Raw genomic sequence first — 20,800 nt, 5'->3', positions numbered from 1 at the left:
TGACGGAAAGAAACAGCTCTGATTGATAGAATATGTACGGAAGCATAGGAGGTTACCGTTATGTTTTACGCTAAGGAAGCCGCAGGAAGCGAACAAAGGGGACTCTTTTTATCACGTCGGGAGAGACGGCAGCGTCAGGAGAAGAATTTACGGCGGAGCGTCCTGCTGTCCTTGACGATGGCAATGGGGCTGACACTTCCGCAACAGGCCGAAGCTTCGGAAATCATCGCGAAAGACGGAGCGAATGTGGCGAGTGGTTCTGGCGTTCACAATATCTATGCGCAGGATATCAATGGGGATTTGGCTATCAGCCGCTATCAGAAATTCAATCTGACGGCTGGCGATATTGCCAATCTGTTTTTCCGCAAAAATGGCGGTGCGGATGTATCGACGCTCGCAAACTTTGTCAATGCAAAAATAGATATCAATGGTACGGTCAATGCCATTCGTGGCGGCAAGATCGGTGGTCATCTGTTGTTTTTGAGCCCGAATGGTATCGCTGTTGGTGCAAGTGGTGTCATCAATGCAGGGCAGTTTACCGGGCTGGTCATGAATAGTGAAGATTTCCGCAAGCTCTATGAAGGCGAGGCTGGCGGCATCACGTTGGATGCGATAAAAAATGCACCCTATAACAATGCGGGCAAGTTGACGGTTGACGGTCATATCAATACAACGGAAGGCATCCTGTTAGGTGGTGGCATCATCAATATCGGCAGTGGTGCCAAACTGCAAAGCGTCAAGCAGATCGATTTTTCGTCGCTGGTAAATACTGGCAGCCATTCGGCAGGGCTGGGCGGTGACCTTACGGCAACTGTCACGGAAAGTGGCGATATTGTGCTTTCAGCTAAGACGGAATCAAAGGTTTCGGATAAAGATGGCGATAAGGCAAGACGCATCCGGTGGGGAGAGCGATCCACTGATCTTACGGCAGCAGTCACGGTAGATGGCAGCTTGGTGTCAGATAGCAGCGTTAAAATCTCGGCTGAGAGTACGAGCAGTATAGAAGACAGCACGCCCATGACCTTGACTGATACGATCAAGGGCATCGTGCTGGGCGAAAACGAAATGCTCAATAAATTGACGGATAAGTTGGCGGACAAAGAAGCGGCTGCCAATAAGTATCTCTATGTAAATTATTCCGGGAAATCGAATAAGACGAGTGTCAAAATCGGTGATACAGGCTCGATAACGGCGAAGAGCGTTGACATTGCGGCCAAGTCTGACGTCAAGATCAAGCAGTCGATTGCTGTGCCGAAAGCCGATATGAAAAAAGAGGCAGACAAGACCTCGGAGGAAAAGAAGAATACGGATAGCAGCGGCAGTACGGTGAATTCTGGTTCGAGCATGCCGGTAGTTGCTGTGGGCGTGACAAGGATCTATAATAATGCGGATATTGACGTGAAGGGGGCTATTGATGCGACGGGCAGCAATGGCATTAAAATCGCTGCCAAAGCTACTACAGATGCGAGCTTAGAGGTTACCGCCAGCGGCAGCAGTGCGAGTGTGGCAGCCGTAGGAGTTGGTGTGCTGACTGGGGATACAGATGCCAAGGTAGCACTATCCGGGGACAAAAACTTTACGGCAGTGAATGGCAAAGCGGTGATTTCTGCTGATACCGACAGCAAGACGGCAGTCTCCGTCAAGGCGGAGGGGCAGGACGCAAGCTATATCAGCACGACGGTTGGTGTCGTCAATTACGATACGGCGGCAACGACTGATATTGCCCGCAATATCACGGCTGGTGCTATCGACATCGCTGCAACGAATAAGATTTCCAAGAGCAAGCTTACGATTGATAATACGCTGGCGGTGCCGAAGTCTGATAAAAAGAAAGCGACAGCCAAGGCAACCGAGGAAGAAAAGGCTAAAGATGAGCAGGCGGCGCAGCAAGAAAAATCTGCGGAGCATCAGGCGACAAAATCGGATGCAGAAAAAAAGAGTGAAAGCAAATCGGCAGATCCCGAGAAGCTGGCCAAGGATTCGGCTGATAAGGCAGAGGGGGATAAGAGCAAGGATGCCAAGGCTGGCATGGATAAGTCCCTGAAATCGGTAAAAAATGGCACGGCGTTTGCGGCTGGTGTCAGCGTTGGCGTGGTTTCCAGCAACAATGACGCTTCGGTAAAGGTTGCAAAGGGCATCACGCTGAAGACGCAGACAGCGGGCGGTGACAATGCGCCGGATGGCGCATTGAATCTTGCTGCCAAGCAGACGCTGGCCGGTGAAGATGCGGATAGCTTTGCTTTAAAAGTCAAGAATAGCGGTTCGACGTCATCGAAAGTCAAGGTAGAAGCTGCCGTGCTCGTAAGCAGCATCAGCAATACCGCGAAAACCGTGCTGGCAAGTGACGAAACGCATAAAACGACACTGGATGCTTCGGGAGCATTGACGGCAAATGCAGCTATCGAAGCGGCAAAGTATGGCGAGGGTGACAGCGCGAAGGAAAGCGCTATGCACTATCAGGCAGAAGCTTCGACCAAATCGTCAGCTGAAAAAAAGGCATCGGTGGCAATTGATGGCACGGTAAGTGTCGATACCCTCAAGAACACGGCGAGTACGCTTATTGGCGAAGGGGCTTCTGTCAAGGGAATGACGGTGACGCTGGGGGCTGGCGCTGCGACGAATGCTGCCGGTACTTATGGTGCAACCGATGAGAATGGCAATGTTGCCATTGGCGGCACGGTGGGGATTGAGCACGTGGACAGCCAGGGAATTCTGGCTGTCGGCCGCAAAGCGTCTATTGAAGCGCCTGTCATGACTATCCTTACGTCGAATAATGCGATCAATGTGGAAAATAAGGTCAAGAATGCCGGTAAGGGCGAAAAGATCGGCATTTCGGGGATGTTGGCACTCAGTTATGGCGATGCCAATAGTCTCTTGTCATGGGATGATGAGGCAAGCCTCCAGTCCGGCAATTTGACCGCTCTTAGCAGCAACAGTGTGAGTGGCGATACGTCGGCACGCACGGAAAACAGTAGTCAGTATGCCTTTGGTCTGGGTGTTGGTATCAGCAATTTTACGGTAAATACCTTGGCTATGGTGGGGGATAATGGCAACGGTTTGACGGAGCCTGCCGCAGGCGATACCAATGAACAGCAGGCAGCAAAAGCCTTGTATCAGGGGGCTTCCTTAGTGCGCGCTGGATTAGGCGACGATGCGCAGCTTTTGGGAAATGCTACGAACGGCGGAGCGCGCGGGACTATTTCAGCTGGCAGCGTGTCAATCCATGCGATTTCGAGTGGCATGATGAAGGCTGATGGCAAAGCGGCGAAGAATTCGGAAAGCACAGCCAAGAACAAGGATGAGAAAAAGGACAGCGAAAAGTGGACGCTCTGGTCCAAGAAAGGCGAAACGGATAGTAAGGATGCTGCCAAGAAATCTTCGGAGCTCGAAGAAGATACTGTCGCAGCGAAAAACAATAAAACGACAGAAAAGAGTGCGCAGGATAAGACGGACGATGCACCAGCTCCGCCAGCGGACACAGCAACGGAGTCAGCCAACAAGGCTGCCAAAAAGGCAGACCCCGATGGCAGTGCGGCACCGGCGGCAGGCGATAAAGCATCCAAGCCCAGTACGAGCTTCGGACTTGAGGGAAGTGTTGCGCTCAATTTCCTCGATGGTGGTACGAATGCTTTGGTGGACCATGTCAATATTACGCTGGAGGGCGACGGAGTCTCGCATGCCTTGGCAATTTCGTCAAGCGATCTTGTGGGAGCCATGACAACAGCCGGTACGTCAGTCAAGAATTCGCTCAAACCGAATGGACAGCAGTCGGCCACTAAAGTGGGGATTGGCGGTACCTATGCGCTGACGGATACCGTGCGTGAAAATCGTTCGGTTATGCGGGACACAGTGGTAACGGGCGCTGATGAGATAAAGAATTCGGCTTCGCGGCTGGGATTCAACCTTGCAGCTGGTATGGGAGTTGCTTCTTCGGTAGGGAATGGCACGAATGTAGCGGTTGCCGGTGTCGTCTACCATAACGTGCTGGATATTGATTCGCGGGCGCTGTTCATCGATAATACGGTGACGGGTACGGGAAAAGATAAAGCCGTGTTGGAAAATACCGTTCAGTCGACAGACTTCCAGATTACGGGCGGTCTTGATCTCAACCGCGCAACTGGTGGCAATGGCACACAGGTTGGCGTGGGCGGCGCGGTAGCAATCAGTGATATCGATAACACGCTGGAAAGTGCTATGATCGGAGGCACAGTGTCTGATTTTTCGCAGGTTGACGTCACGGCGCAGAAAGGGACGACGCAGCTTACGGGAGCTGCTGCGGGAACGGCAGCGACGGGGGACAGCGGCTATTCGTTTGAAGGCGCTTTTGCCTATGGGGATATCGAAAATAGCACACGTGCGACGATGACGGATACGACGGTCAAAAATACAAATGCGGTAAATATAAAGGCTGGCGAAACCGGTAAAAAGAATACGTCAATCTTTGCGGATGCTGCTGAGTTTATCAAGGATAAATGGAAGGAAAGCACAGGAAACGATGGCAGTAAGAGTGAAGATGACGAGAATAAAAAACAGCTGGAAGATGCTGGCGTTGATACGACAGGGACAAGCTATGTGGATACGTCGACGGGGTCGGCTGCAGACGCGGAAAATACTGGCGCAGGTGCAGCTGCCGATGAGGAAAATGAGGCTAAGGCAGAACTGGGAAGCAATCGCAGTACGACCGTTACGGCAGCCATTGCCGGCGGCTGGGGGGGAAGTGCTGGTGCTGGTGTTGGCATTTCCTATAATCATGTTGATAATTTCATCACGTCCAAGGTAAGTGGTGCAACGATTACGGCTGATACGGTAAACGGCGAAGCGGCAAGTATGGGGAATATCCTTTCGGTAGGTGCCGGTGTGGCGATTGGCGGCAAGACGTTCAATGGTGCGGGGTCTGGCAGTTGGAACGATTTGCGGCAGGAAACCAAGGCCATTATCGAAAATGCTGTGTTGACGGCTGGCGAAGTCAGTGCTAAGGCGCAAAATGACAGCAATGTTATGAGCATTGCTGGTGAAATCGCAGCCGGGAAAGGCATTGCCGCCGGGCTTACGCTCTCGTATAATGCGCTGAATAACACAACCGGAGCTTACTTGTACGGCAGCGAAGTAACAGGCGGAGCGGAAGGTACGGTTGTTACGCTGGATGCCAAAAATGACAGTCAGGCACTATCGATTGCCGGTGGTGTCAATGTCGTTGCTGGCAAGTCGGCAGCCTTTGCCGCCAATGGTGCGGTAGGACTTAATCGTGGCCGTGATAATACCGAAAGTGTCATTGACGGGAAGTCGTCAAACAAGAAGTTGACCAAGGTCAAGAATCTGTCGGTTACGGCTACGGATACGGCCCAAAAGACGACGGTTGCCGGCGGTATCATGGTCGGCGGTGCTAAAGTGGCTGTCGGCGGTGCGGTGGCCTATGCTGATTTGGGCAGCAACTCGGATAAGGAGAAAGTGCGCGCTGAGATCCAGAATGCTGATATTGAGACAATCGCAGATAGCAAGATTACGGTCAAAGCCAGTGATACGTCAAAATTTGTGACGGTTGCCGGTGGTTTTGGCGTGCAATTTGGCAGCAATCCCTTCCATTTGCAGGGGGCAGCGGCTGTGACGGAAGCATCAAAAGATACCATAGCACGTCTGGCCGATACGAAGGTCAGCAAACTGGATGAGGATGGTGCTTCCCTTGAAGTGGCAGCAGACAGCAAGCACCAAGTGACGACGGTCGGTTCTGCCGCGGCTGTTGGTATCAGCACGCTAATCAATGCAGCCGTTGGTTTATCAATAAATAAACTGGACCAGGATACGACGGCTGAGATTTCCTCCTCTCCGCAAAAGACGATTCATGCCGGCAGGATATCGGTAACCGGCAGTGGGGATAGCGATATCCTGTCTATCGGTGCGGGGGCAGCGCCTAATGTCATGGGAGCTGCATCGATTGGCGGTTCCGCCAGCTATAACTATCTGTCCGATGATGTTACCGCTAAACTCGTGAATCCGGCTATTACGAGCACGAACAATGTTGGTGTCGTCGCGAAAAGCGATGAACGCCTGGCAAACTATGCCGGTGCGTTGGGATTGGCGGCTGGCGGTAACGTAGGTGTGGGTGCAGCCGTAGCCGTTAATGAGCTTTCGGGCAATACTACGGCCAAAATCGAAGGAGGCACGGTAACGGCGAAGGGGAGTGACGCAGCCGATGATGCGATTGCGGTACATGGCGGTATGGCAGATGATGCGTTGATTTCCGGTTTTGGTGATAGTTCCATGTGGAAAGCTTCGTCGCTTTTCCATGGACGTCAGCAGGGAAAAGCTGCCGGAATCGTCGTTGACAGTTCGGCCACGCATTCGATTGCATCGGCGCTGGCATCAGCTGGCATTGCGATTTCGGGCAGTGCTGGCGTGGGCCTTGCTGGTACGGTCAATGTCAATACTATCGGAGGCAGGACGGATGCGCAGGTCATCAATGCTGCATTGAACGATGGAAACTCGTCGTATGGCGATGTTGCCGTAAAGGCTGCGGATTATACGAATCTCGGTTCGTTCACAGTCGGGGCCTCGATTGGCGGCGGTTTAGTGGGTGTGTCGGTCGGATCGGGTAGTACGTGGAATACGATTGACCGCAAGACGAAAGCGGAAGTCAAGTCATCGGCTGACAAGAAGGTACTCAAGGCACAGAAGCTTACGGTTGCAGCGGATTCGCAACAGGCGACGACGAATCTTACGATTGGAGCTGCGATTGCGGGTGGTAAGGTAGCGGTATCCGCTGGAAACGGCACAGTACGCCATATCTTAAATGGTGAGACGACGGCAGCAATCGACAATATGACCGTTACGACAAATGGAGATACAAGGGTAAATGCTAGTCATGAGTCGCGAGAGTATGTGCGCAATATATCCGGAGCAATTTCGGGGGGCGTGGCTGCTGTTGGTGTCGGTGCGGGCATATCGCTGGTAAAAGATGGTTCAACGGTATCGGCAATGGTAAAAGATAGCACGCTTACCAGTAATCGCGATGTTGATATTGACGCCGAAAACCAGAGCGTTTTGAATACTGAGCTTTATAATGGCACGATTGCAGTGGGAATCGGTGCAGCGGTAGCCGGTGATGTTGCCATCAACAAAATAGAGAACAAGGTGACGGCAGCGGCACAAAACAGCACGATTACGGCGAGAAATATCGGTGTGGCAGCGAAGGATGAACTCTTTGCCAATACACTGGGGCTGGTATCGTCGGCAGGTCTCGTGGGAACTGGCGTCAGCGTGGTATTGAATACGTATAATACGGCCGTCAATGCCAATGTCGAAGGGAGCCGGCTGACGGCTGGCAATGATATTTCTGTGGCGGCAGAATCGGTACGGGATACTGGTGGTCAGGTAGCTGGCGTCAATGGTGGTGCTGGCCTTGGTGTTACGGTAAATGTCATTGCAACCTCACTCAATGAAGGCATTACGGATAATCAGCTTTCGCGGGCTGCTGATGAAAATGGCAACAGCATGGGAACTGATGCTGAAACGAAAAAAGCAATCACGAAGAGTGTAGACACCTCAAATGCTGTCGGAAAATTTGAAGGCGATGGCTTATTTGGTATGGATTCCACACAGAAAGAAAAGATGCTGACGCTACAGAATCAGAAAATCGATACCAGTGTTGCCAGTAATCAGGGCGGTGTGCATGCCATAGCACAGCAGTCCTCTGTGCTTACGGCAGGAAATACGCTTTCGCTTACGGCTAAGGATAAGAATGATATCGATTCGGAAGGAATTTCGATATCGATGGCCGCTGGGGCTTCGGCAGCAGCTACCAGCAATATCATCAAGGCAAGACATGATACGGATGTAACAGTCAGTGGAGCAACATTGCTTGGCAGAAACATCACGCTGGCTGCCAATCAGGGACAGAAACATGACGGCCTTGTATCGCATACGACGGCGGTAACGGCTGGTATGGCTGGCGTTGGCGTTGGTTACTCTGGTGTTGTGAACAAGGGCAGTACAGATGTGGTATTGTCTGGTGCTACCATTGGTACGGAGGAAAACAAGGCTGGCACGATTACGATACTGGCGGATGATAGCAGCAAGGCAAGCGCTAAACTGCTGGGCGGCGGTGGCGGTGCCATAAACGTGTTGACGTCATTTTCAAATGTCGATGAAAGCAGTAATACTGGGATTACGTTCACGGGCACAAATAATTTGCAGGCAACGGGTGAAGTGCGCGCGGAAGCAAGTAAACAGGCAGTTCTTCGGGCAGATACGCAAGGAGTTGGCGCTGGCGGTGCGGCAGTAGCGGTGAACCATGCTACGATTGCGGATGCAGGAGCAGCTGCGATTGCGATAAATGGCAAGAATAATCATTTTTCCGGCAGTACTTTGACTTTTGCAGCGAACCAGCGTGACAGTGGCGTGGTAAATGCCGGCAATACGACGGTGTCTATCCTGGGAGTCAGCCGCATGCGTGGATTAGGCGATATGGATCTTACGGCTGATGTTACGGTTGATGGCGGTCTATTTGATGCGGACAATATTTACTTTGGCACGCAGGTTGGCAAGGCTGAGACAACGACTATCAAAACCGATGCGGTTGGACGCAATATTTCGGCTGTGGCTGTGGCACCTGACAGCGCAATTGCCAAGACGAAGGCAACCTCGAAGGTAACGGTCGCGAAAGAGGCAGACTTCAAGGAAACTGCAACGCTGACGCTTAGCAGCATGACGAATATGACGCGTGATGCGCATGTCAAAGATGTGACAGTTGGTGCGATTGCCGTCGGCAGCAGCCGTGCGGAAAGTGATGGCGAGGAACATGTCACGGCGACGCTGGAAGGGAAAGAAACAGCCAAGAAACTGAAGGCATTGACAATCCGTGCACAGGGGGCGGACGAGGGGCGTTCCTATGCACAGGCTGGCGGCGGCGGTATTGGCGGTTACATTGGTGCTAGTGCCAATAATAAGACAGACAGCACCGTGCGCGCTGAATTGAGTGGCGCCTGGAAGATCGATAATGTGCTCTCCCTTACGGCGGCACAAAAAGATGTCGGCAAGTTAACGGCTCATGAAGGCCATGGTGCCATTGTTGGCATGGGCGGAACGTTTGCCAAAAATGATATCAACAGCAAGGTGTATGCAGATGTCCGTGATGGCAGCAAGCTGCAGGCCGGTAGCGTATCGATTGGCACGGCCAATGCAGCGATGACGGCTGCCTATGATGGTGAGACCTACACGCTGCAGGATTATTTCGGCGGCGCGATTGCGGGAAACGTGCTCGAGAGTGATTTGCTGCTCAACCAGACGGGCAAAGTCCTGATCGGGAAAAACGCCAAGATCGTGACGCGTGATGGGCAGCAGTATGTCGCCAGCACGGATAATGACCTTACGCAGCAATCCAATGCGAAGGGCGGCGGTGCAGTTGCCGTGACAGTGGTGGATAACGAAGCTGTCGTTACGGCTGATAATACCATTACGGTCGAGGAAGGTGCTGTGCTCAGCAATGAGGAAGCGGCTCAGGAGGCCAGCCTTACGCTGTCTGCTTATGATAACGAAAAAGTGAACAATCAGGCCGAGGCGACTATTTATGCTGGTGTCGCTGCCGGTATGGGATCGACATCAAACGTTACGATGAATCGCACGAATACCGTGACGGTCAAGGGGCAGGTTTCCAGTGCCAAAGACGTCAATCTTTACGCTGGGGCAGATGCTCTCGGCAAGCGTTCGAATCTCAAAGTGGATTCGAAGGCGGCAGCTTATAACTACACCGTTATTCCCATCACGGTGCTTTCTGCTAAGACGGCGCTGAACGATAACAATACGGTAAATGTCACGGCAACAGGGCTCGTGCGTTCGACGCAGGATATCAATGCGACGGCTACGGGTGGCAATGAAGATGCTGCCAATAATGCGTCTAAGTTTTCGTGGGTCAATGGCGGCAGCACGACGAGCATGGACTTCTTGTCCTCCATTGACCAAAAGGGCAAACCAGAATCCATGAAGCACAATGTAGTGAAAGTGGATGGCACGCTGCTGGCCGGTACGGCTGCGCCTATCAACATCACGATAAGCGGACAAGCTGTTCCTGGACTGAGCAATGGGCTTGTCATCGATACGGATGACAATGATGTAAACAGACGGGTACGTCAGGGGATAAAGACTGGTGATTTTGACTATGCCAATGCGTTGGGTGCGCGTTTGGTGGAACTGAATAATCTTATCTCTGCGTATAGTAGTGGCGATACAACGGCGCTGGCTGGTTATATCCAGGAACGTGATATGATCCAGGAGAAGATGAAGGCACTCAACCTTTATAGTGAAGAAACGGTAGAGGGCGGATATACAGTAGGAAATTATCTGGTTTCGGGACAGCCGGTAAGCTATGTTGAAATTCCTGCCATAAAAGTCAGTGGCGGCAATATCAATGTCAAGGCCAATTATCTGGCGGGTACCGGCAGCCTTAGAGCCAACAGCGCGCCTCAGGTAAGTATCACGAATAATTCCAATGCCTATTTGAAGCTCAATGATATCATCATGGGAGAAGAAGGAGGCAAGATTTCCTTTAATGATACGGTGGTACCGGTAGCAACGCTGGCAGCTGCCAATCAGGCTATCAATACGATCAATAAAGAAAGTGGTACTTTCCAGACGGCTAACTTTGCTCAAATCTATGGAACGATCAGTGGTACGGGAGCACCGCTTTCAATCCAGAATACGTATTCCGGTGGTGCGATTACGACGCTGACGCCGGAACAACAGCAGGAATTGCAGCAAAAGCTTGCGGAAGAGAGACAGAAGGATCCTTCCATCGATGTCACAGAACAGGCGGAAAAATATCAGCAGGAACTGGCAAAGGGAATCTTTATGGTCAACGATGTGGAAGTTGCCGGTAAACTCGAAAATGCGCTTGGGGAAGTGATCATCAATAATACGGCTGGCGATATCATCATCGATGGTGGTACGCAGGAGAAACCGACGGGCATTCACGGTACGACCGTGCGCCTGACTGCTAAGGGAAGCATCAATCAGGGCTATACGGATGGTATTGTCCACATCAACGGGAACCCGGAAAACTATTTGGCCGAAGCAGCGGAAAACTTGAAAAAACAGGTTCAGCTGGATATAGAGGCAGAGAACAGTGTGGCAAGTGCGCGTGCTGAGAATCCGCAGTCGACGCAGGATAATGCGGCCAGTGGGTATATCGCCGGTAAAGATGTTTATATCGCTGCCGAGTATATCAATGTCAATGGCACAATCCAGAGTGGCTATAAGGATTACAAGGCTGAATTGTCGGCAGCTGATGTCGCAGCTGCTAAACAGCAGCCGCGTGATCGGGCTGTGACTGTGCAAAATCGGACGATGTATAAGGTAAATGACGGCGGGCAGAAATATGATGCGGATGCGCAGGCTTTTTACTATGAAGTGCCAGTTTATTATGATCCGCTGACCGATCACCTGATTGTGGAAGATATCAATACCCAGGGTGGCAAAGTTTATCTGACGGGCCGCATTGCAAGCACGGGCAACGGAAAGATTATCGTTTCCGATGGTGCGGCTGATATTTCGGTCCTTAATCATTCGGATATATCCATGGATGTTGGTCAGGTCATAAATAACATTCGCAGTGGCAGTATTACGATTGCCGATACGGCTAAGGATACCTGGACGGAATACAGCAATGGCAGAACGCGCAGCATCACGGGATATGCCAATTATCTAAAGACGCATAAGGACAGCAGTGATCTGTATGGGGATGCCTTGGTAATAACGGCGGCTGATCAGGTACTGAGCGATAATCATAATCTTGTGTATGATGTCGTAGGGCAGCAGTATGGCTGGACGACTGGCAACGCTACCGTATCGAAGACTACTTATCAGACGGATACGTCCAAATGCTGGTGGGGCGCTTATACATCTTATACCGACCAGGAATCCATCAAAGGACAGGAAACGGAATCGCATAAGATATCTTCGGCAGATGCACAGCGTTATAATCTGCCAGAGGGGGCTTATCTCAGCAATGTTGGTGGTACAGAATCGGGGTTGAATCTGCGGGCTGCCAGCAAGAAAGTTTCCGAGAGCCGTGATAATATCCAATCTTGGGTGGAAAAATCCGGCCTCTTTGGCTGGCGTCGCCATTACTATACCCGTTGGGATAAGACTACGGGGTCAATCCAGACATACCAGTACTCGATTGATGCCGGCAAGCAGATTTCCTTGGGTCTTCTGGGGACGAAAGACGGCAGCATTACCTTGAAGAACGATCAGACGACCGGCGGCGATATGAATCTGCTTGGCAAGATCCAGAGTGCGACGAATCTGGCGCCAATCACGATTAATGCCAACGGAGGTTCCATTAAGCAGGCAGGGGATACCAGCGTCTATACGGAAAATCTGAGTCTGGCGGCTCATGGCGATATTGCAGGCATCAATGTGACGACGCTGGGCAAAGTCACGGCGAGAAATGATGCTGGCAAGGCAACGACGGTAGCAGATATGCTGAACTTGTCTGCGCAATCCAATGGCAAAGGCAATATTGATATAACCGTACATGGTGGTCAGCTTGAGGGCTTGAATCTTGCCGGTAATGTAAAGGTTGAAAAATTGGCCAGCCTGGATGGGGATACGTTTGCGCAGGATGCACCGCTGGGGCTCGTTTCCTTGCAGGCGCAGGGAGATATCACGCAGTCGGGAACGACGACGGCATTTTATGGCCGTGGCATCTCACTTGCCAGTGAGAATGGGAGCCTGGGGACAACTGCTCAGCCGTTGACGCTGGCGGCGTCGGATTTCCTGTATGGAACGAATCCATACAGCACGGCGGTCAATGCTTCGGCAGCTGGCTCGGTCTATTTGACGGAAAGTGTTGCCGGTGGCGACTTCATGGTTGGCAAGATCACGGCGAAAACCGGTGATGTGGTCCTCACTGCTGAGGGGGGCGGCTTTGTCGATATGCTGCCGACTGAGGCGATAGAGAAAGATGATAGTACGGATGAACTCGTAAAACGCTGGATTGATGCCGGCCTTATTGATGGTGAGAAAAATCCGGACGGAAGTTATAAATACAAAGGCGCTTACATCGAGCAGCTCGAAAAAGATGTGGTAAGCTATCGGACAGAGGTCGAAAATGCCTATGCGTCCTATGCAACGGATAAAGAAAAATTGCAACAGGAGTATGACAGTCAGTTGACTGCAGCGCAGGCCATCTACCAGAGTGCAGATTATCAAAATTATCTTTCCTTAAAAGCAAAATACGACGCGATGTCGGTGGAACAGCTGGCAGCACTTATAAAATCCGGCGATAAGGCGTATGCGGATTATGCCGTTCAGTTTGGCAAGTACCATAGCTATGATGGTTATGCGACGGCTGATGCCTTCATGAAGGACAGCACGCTGGCTAGATACCAGAAGTATGCGACGGCAGAAGAATTCCTGGCTCATGATATGGTTTATCAGTCCTTGCGTACGCAGGCAGAGCATCCGAAGTTCCGTTGGACGAAAGATATGATGCTCTATGCCGTAGCAGACAATTTGGTAAATGGTACGGGTGGCAGCGTAGCGGAAAAAGCTGCCAATATCGTTGGGGATAAGGTAACGCTTACGGCGTATAGCGGCATCGGTAAGAATGAAGCAAATGCCACCATCATCAAGGTAGAAGACATCGCAAAGGATTATGCGAAACTGCGGACGCTGCTTCGGTCCAACGCCTCGGATGTGTCGGTAATCAAGGATGACGATGGGAATATTACGGCCTTTTCGGTCAAAGCCGCTATTCCGTTAGGGGTTTATGCAAAAGGAGAATTGAATGTCAAGGCGGCTGGCAATACCTTCGTGTCAGGGCGCACAAATGACCAGGGCAATTACTCGGCTATGCAGCTTGGAAAAGTGGATACTGGTACGGGAAATCTGCGCCTGGCAGCTGCTCAGAGTATCTGGGGCAGGTTGGATGCGCCGGACGCTCATATCATCGCGGGAAATCTCGAACTTTCGGCTATTGCTGGCGATGAAGTGCCGACTGTCAGCATCGGCAAAGCAGATAATCCGCTTACCGTAAAGCTTTCTGGTGATTTAGTGTCGGCCAAAGCCGATAAGGACATCTATATTAAGAATATGGATAGCCAAAAGGAATTGACTTTGGGGGCTATGTATGCTGCGGATACGATTTCGTTGTCATCACCAGCCGGCTACCTCATGAGCGATGCCAATAGTGAAATTGCGGAATCGTATATCAATGCAGGTAAGACATTGGTGTTGGCAAATGATGATGGAATCATTGGTACGGCCGTACAACCATTGCGGATCCTGAATAACCGTGCAGTGGTAAACCTTACGGCATCGGATGCCTATATCAAGGGGATGAATAATTCTGAGATTACAGATGGTACGCTTACGTTAGGCAATATTGATGTAATCAATCACTTTGGTGCAGAGAGTCAAGGCCATCTATTCGTGGGGCAAGATGAAAAAAATGGTCATATTACGGCTGGCAAAGAAGTAGCACTCACTGCTGCCAAGGATATAGAGTTAAATGGGTGGATTACGCTTCCCGAGGATCATTCGGATGATTTGCCGCCCAGTGATGGGTATTGGAGTACGATTAACCATGTGCTGAAGTTCCATGCTGGCGGCAGTGTTGTGCAAAATATCGGCAGCATAAGCAGCACAAGTGTAGGGGCTATGGTTGGGGGCAGTGTTGATTTACAGAGTCCCAATAATAGTTTCGGCATTTTTGAGGCAATAGCTAGAACAGGACAGCCGGTCATCAATGGCGATATTTTGTTGCAGACGAGCGAAAATACTACGAGTGTTGGTATTGAGAATCCTGTAAATGGTACGATCGATGTAAATGTTCGGGACGGGAATTTGATGCTTTACGGCAATTTACAGGCGAATGGAAGGGATGGTGCAGAAGGCAATATCAGTCTGTCGGCTGCTGCTATACTGGGATTAGGTACCTTGAAAGCGGCAGATGATATTTTCGTTTTTAGCCAGGATGGACTGGTTATTGCTGATTTATCAGAAAAGGGTTATACGCTTGATGCGGGTAGAGACGTTCGATTGGCGACTTTGGATACAACGCTGGCGATTTTTGGAGATATTCACGCTGGGCGTGATATTAGTGCCTATGTTATGGCTGATGAGATCAATCCAGTGGATTTGAAAGTTGGTTCTCTTTCGGATATGACGAAAATCGAAGCCGGTGGAGATGTCAGCTTTATGATTGAACGTGCTGCTGACGAGCGTGAGGCTGTTGGCAATATTACGTTACAGGCGAGGGTGCTTTCTGAGAAAGGCTCGGTAGATGTTAAAACTGATGTTGGGGAAATTGCTGTTAGTGGAAATATCAAGGCACAGAAGGATATTGAACTAACGGCAAATAACGGCAGCGTCATGGTTTATGATCGGCTGAATTCTGTCACAGGGGATATTTATGCGAGTACGAAAAAAGGTAATATAGTTTTGGGAGATGCTACCAATGATGATGATGCGGTAGTGGCGTATAAGGATGTCAGTATTGAGACGCCGGATGGTGTTATGTACATCAATGGTAAGACCGAAGCACAAAATGGCAATGTATCGCTGATGGCCGGACGTGATGTGTATACCAGTGGTGAAGAGGATAGTGTCTTTGTCATCAATAATCAGGGCAAAGTTGTTGCTGGTGGCTCGTTAACGTTGAAGGGAAGAAATGGTGATATATTTGTTACCGATGATTTAATAGCCAAGACAGGTTTTGTTGCTGATATTGAAGGGCAGGGAGCGATTAACTTCGGTAAAGATGTCGTAGTTACGGGCGATGTCCTTGGAAAGACGGAAAGCGGGGATATCACGATTTGCAAGAATATTGTATCAAGGCAAGGAGATATAACGCTTTATACCGATAATGGTGATATTTCTGTACTGGATACGGTTCATGCTATCCAGGGGGATGTCAGCATCGTGTCGCAACAGGGCAATCTTACGATGGGGGTCAACGACCGCGATGGTTTGGGGATTATCGCAAATGATAATATTGTGTTGGATGCTATGGCAGGTCACATCAATATACTGGGGACGGTCCAGGCTAAAGAAGGGGTACTAAACCTTCATGCTGCTTTGCCAGCAGGAGAATATCAGGAAGGCGAAGATAGCTCCAGCTTGCTTGTCGCTGGTTTCGGTAAGATCATTTCTGGCGATGATATGCTACTGCATTTGGAAAATGGTGATATGTTTGTCACGGACAGTATTCAGGTAGGAAAGAATTTGACCATAGATGTCGATAAATCTGGCGGTTTGTATTTCTGTGATAATGTAGTGGTTAATGGCAATTTGCTGGCAACGACAGAAGTGGGCGATATTGATGTGGTAGAACATGTCAGTGCCAAGGGAAATGTTGACCTGCAAACGGAAAATGGCTATATAAGAGTAGGCAAGACGTTGGGTTCGGTAACAGGAGATGTATCGCTTGTTGCTGGGACGGGGAATATCATAATCGGTATATCCGATAAATTGCGGCAAAATCTCTATGCCACCACCGGAAGTGTGGAGGTTCATACGGGCAAAGGCGATATCATTATCGGCGATAATGGTTCTACGGTTGATACGATTTTTGCCAAACAGAACATCGGCCTTCGGTCTGATAGTGGTGCTGTGAAGGTATATGGACGCACGGTAACCGATGAAGGCGATATCTCGATGGCAGCTGCGTCTGATACGTATACGGCTGGTATTTCTGGTATGAATATTATTATTGCGCAGAATGGAGCCCTGGAATCAGGCAGGGATTTGGATATTGAAGCGACGAATGGCGATATCCATATTACCGACAAGATTCATGCAGAACGGGATTTGAATGTAACCATTAAAAAACAGGGAAGTATTTATTTTGACACAGATGTAGAGTCTAACGGTGGTTTTGCCCTGACCGTGGACAATGGTGGTATCGATGTAGGCCGGAATATCAAGGCTGTGGAAGATGTAAAGCTACATTCTGGTAGTGGCTCGATTCGAGTCGGAAGTACCATTGAATCGTCAGCCGGGGATGTTTTGATCCGTGCAGGTGTGGGCGATATTGATATCGGTGATAATGGCCCGGATGTAAATACGATATATGCGAAAGGAAATGTAGAAGTCACTACGGGGCTGGGGGCGATTGATGTACATGGCCGGACAATGGCAGATGCGGGCAATGTCGAAATGGCGACAGCAGCTGCTGAATATACGGAAGGCAGTACGTCTTTCCATATCGATCAGAACGGACAGCTTATTGCCGGAAAAGATATCGATTTGACGATGACCAATGGGGACCTGCATGTTTCGGATCTCTTGCATTCCGGACAGGATATCAAGGCTGAGGTCAAGCAGCAGGGCAATATGTATTTTGATACCGATGTTGTGGCAAATCGCGATATTGATTTAACGGTTGATAAAGGAATTCTCAATGTTGGCAGGAATCTGACGTCTGGTAATGATATCAATATGAGCGTTCAAGAGGGAACCCTTAGTGTTGGTGCAGTGGTTGCTGCCAACAAGCAGGCCAAACTGCAGGTAGAAGATGGCGTGATAGATATCGGTGAGGCGGTAAGGTCGACAGATGGTGATATCTGGTTGACGACGACGACTGGTGATATCCGTGTGGGCTCCCATGCGGATGCGAAGGAAAATTTAAAGACCGATACCGGTTCAATCTATGTTCATGCCGGCAGCGGCAACATCGATATCGGTAACAGTGGCCCGAAGGTGGCAACGATATCGTCGGCAAAAGATGTTGACTTGCAAACACTGGCTGGTACCATTACCGTCCATGGCAAGACAAGTGCAGGCAATGACGTACGGGTAGATGTCAAATCGGAAACCTATACAGCAGGTGAAGATGGCCGGAATTTGTTGTTCGATCAAAATGGGCAGCTGCTTTCCGGGCAGGCGATGATCATTACCACGAACAATGGCGATATACATGTAACAGATCGGCTCCAGGCCGGGACGGACCTGTTGGCAGCAGCCAAGGAGCAGGGAAGTATCTACTTTGATACCGATGTTGCGGTCAATCGTCAATTGACAATTACGGCTGATCAAGGGAATATCGAAATCGGTCGCGATGTCACAGCTGGCAGTGATGTGAACATGCTTGTTAAAGATGGGAATATTATAGTAGGCAGAACGATTACGTCAGATGCTGGTGATGTCTTGCTTACGGTGAAGAAAGGAGATGTGCAGGTAGGCACGGGTGTGCAAGCTAAGGAAAATATCAAGGCAACGATGGGAAATGCTGTGATTCGTGCGGAAAATGGCAATATCGATGTTGGCAACAATGGCGCAGGTGTCAATACTATTGTGGCCGGAACCGATGTCGATATGAAGGCTTACGGCAATATTTTGGTACATGGCAAGACGCTGGCCGGAGGCGATGTCGATATGAAAGCCGTATCGGAAGCTTATCAAGCTGGCGAAGACGGCAGGAATTTCATCATTGATCAAAATGGCGAGATTGAAAGCGGCAAGAACCTTACGGTAATAACGCAAAATGGCGATATGCATGTGTCGGATAGACTGCACGCAGGTGAGACGCTTACCGCCAAGACTGAAGCACAGGGAGATATCTTCTTTGACAGTGATGTGGAAGCAGATAAAGACCTTAGGTTGTATACGGAAAATGGCTCCATTGAAATCGGCAAGACCGTTTCGTCGAAAGACGGTAATATCCATGTAGAGACCCAGGTCGGCGATATCCGTATCGGCAAAAATGAGAAAACGGAGCATACCGTCTACGCTGCAAATGGCAGTATTTATGCTGCGACTGGTGTTGGCAGTATCGATATTGGCAATAACGGCGTTGATGTCGATACCATCACGGCGGCCAAAGATATCGAAATGTCTGCCGATATTGGCGCAATAAAAGTGCATGGCAAGACTTCGGCTAATGGCAATATTACCTTGGCTGCAGCGTCGGAATCTTATACGATGGGGGAGGATGGTAAGAACTTTATCATCGATCAAAATGGTAAGTTGATTTCTGGTTTGGCAACGTCAATTACGACGCAAAATGGCGATATGCATGTATCGGATCGGGTGCAGGCTGGTACGGATCTTACGGCGAATGCTCTCGGACAGGGTGGTGTGTATTTCGACACCGATGTGGCTGCTAACCGTCATTTGAATCTCTATGCAGAAAATGGTGATATCGTTATCGGTAAGACTGTTTCCTCTGCTATCGGTGATATCAATATGGAAACGCTTAATGGTGATATCCGTATTGGTAAGAATGAGAAGACCATGCAGACACTTTATGCAAAATCCGGTAATATTACAGGTGTGACCGGTGTAGGCAGCATCTTGATCGGCGATAATGGTCCGGATGTCGATACGATAACGGCGAATAAGGATATTGCACTTACGGCAGGTATCGGAAATGCCTATATTTACGGCAAGACACATGCGGTTACGGGAAATGCTGTTATCCGGGCAGCTTCATCCAGCTATGATGAAAAAGCCCAAAATATCATTCTGGATCAGCATGGCAGGCTCATTGCCGGTCAGGATGTGGATTTGCAAACCGTAAACGGTGATTTGCGGGTTACGGATCGATTGGAGGCAGGTTCTGGTCTGATCGTAGCAACAGAAAACCAGGGCAACATCAGTTTCGATATTGCGGCTGATGTTGCGGGAGATATCGTTGCGCATACCGATACGGGCAATATCACGATTGAGAAGGGGACGGCTGGTGGCAATATTGTATTGTCCAGTGCTGTTGAAGGCGAGATTCATGCTGGTGACTTAAAGGCTGACGAGATTGTTTATGTGCAGCTCAAGAAAGGTGATTTGTATCTGGATATGGCACAAGGGCAAGGAGTCCTGTTGCTGCAGGGCGATAATACGGAAGCCTCGCATATCGGTACGATTGAAGCTGCGGCTAATTCTGGTGTAGAGCCGGATGTAATGCTGAGTGGTAATTATATCGATGTCGATTCGGTGGCAAAAAGTGCTGGCAACGGAGCATTGCATATGAACTTTGCTGGCAGCGAAGATAAGCTCATTGCGGGCAATGTCCGCGTGGGTGATGTGCGTTCGGATACTGGTACCTATACAGATAATCTTTGGGTAGCAGGAACTGGTGAGATCCATGTCGGCCAGGGGGATTACTCCGTTCGGGATGCCTTGGTATATGATAAGCTCCATATTGATAATCCGCGTACGAGCATGGCAATTTACGGCCGTACGCCGACGCACGATGGAGAACGGGTCGTTTATTGGAACAACTCTGGCTGGGCAAACAGCAAAACGCGTACTTACGGATTGTCCGCTGATGGCACAATCCGTACGAAGGGTGCAATACTCATTCGGAAGGCACAAGGCTCGCGGCTCCATGGCGATACGTTGAGTGTAGTCGATATGATGGAAGAGCGTTTGACACTTCCAGGCTTCTATCAGGAGCCAATGCCGGATATCGATCGATTCATGCAGGCAAAACAGATAGGAAAACTGATTTATCAGTATGGGATTTCAGGCTATGATGCCCAGGAGAGAAAGCCGTTGATTACCGTTGATACGGAAACAAACGACTTAGCAGAAGGAGGGGAAAACACATAAAAGATATTCCGAAGCGGAACGATGCTGTATCAAGAACAGAAGATAGCAAAGAGTAGAATGGTGAGGCGCTGAAAAGCGTCTCACTATTTTTTTACAAAAAGTGTTGACAAATAACAAAAGAGCGTGTATCATAATACAAGTCGCTGAGAGATACGGCGGAAACAAAAACGACACCAAGCCTTGACTGGCAAGTGGTTGTGGCTGTTTTCACCAAAATGCTTCAAAAAAGAATTTAAAAAAGTTCTTGACAGAAACAAAT

1 protein-coding gene is annotated in these 20,800 nt (G+C 49.9%); it reads left to right on the top strand.

What is annotated here, in order from left to right; genetic code table 11:
* Window positions 1-60 precede the first annotated feature (60 nt).
* Entirely contained in the window at window positions 61-20,541 is a 20,481-nt protein-coding gene (locus FZ040_RS03720) for a leukotoxin LktA family filamentous adhesin (RefSeq protein ID WP_149170785.1), read from the top strand.
* Window positions 20,542-20,800 lie beyond the last annotated feature (259 nt).

Source organism: Pseudoselenomonas ruminis (assembly GCF_008271295.1).
GTDB classification, from domain to species: Bacteria; Bacillota; Negativicutes; order Selenomonadales; family Selenomonadaceae; genus Selenomonas_A; species Selenomonas_A ruminis.
The sequence above is the reverse complement of the archived record's forward strand: the minus strand, read 5'-3'. Positions and strand labels throughout refer to the sequence as shown.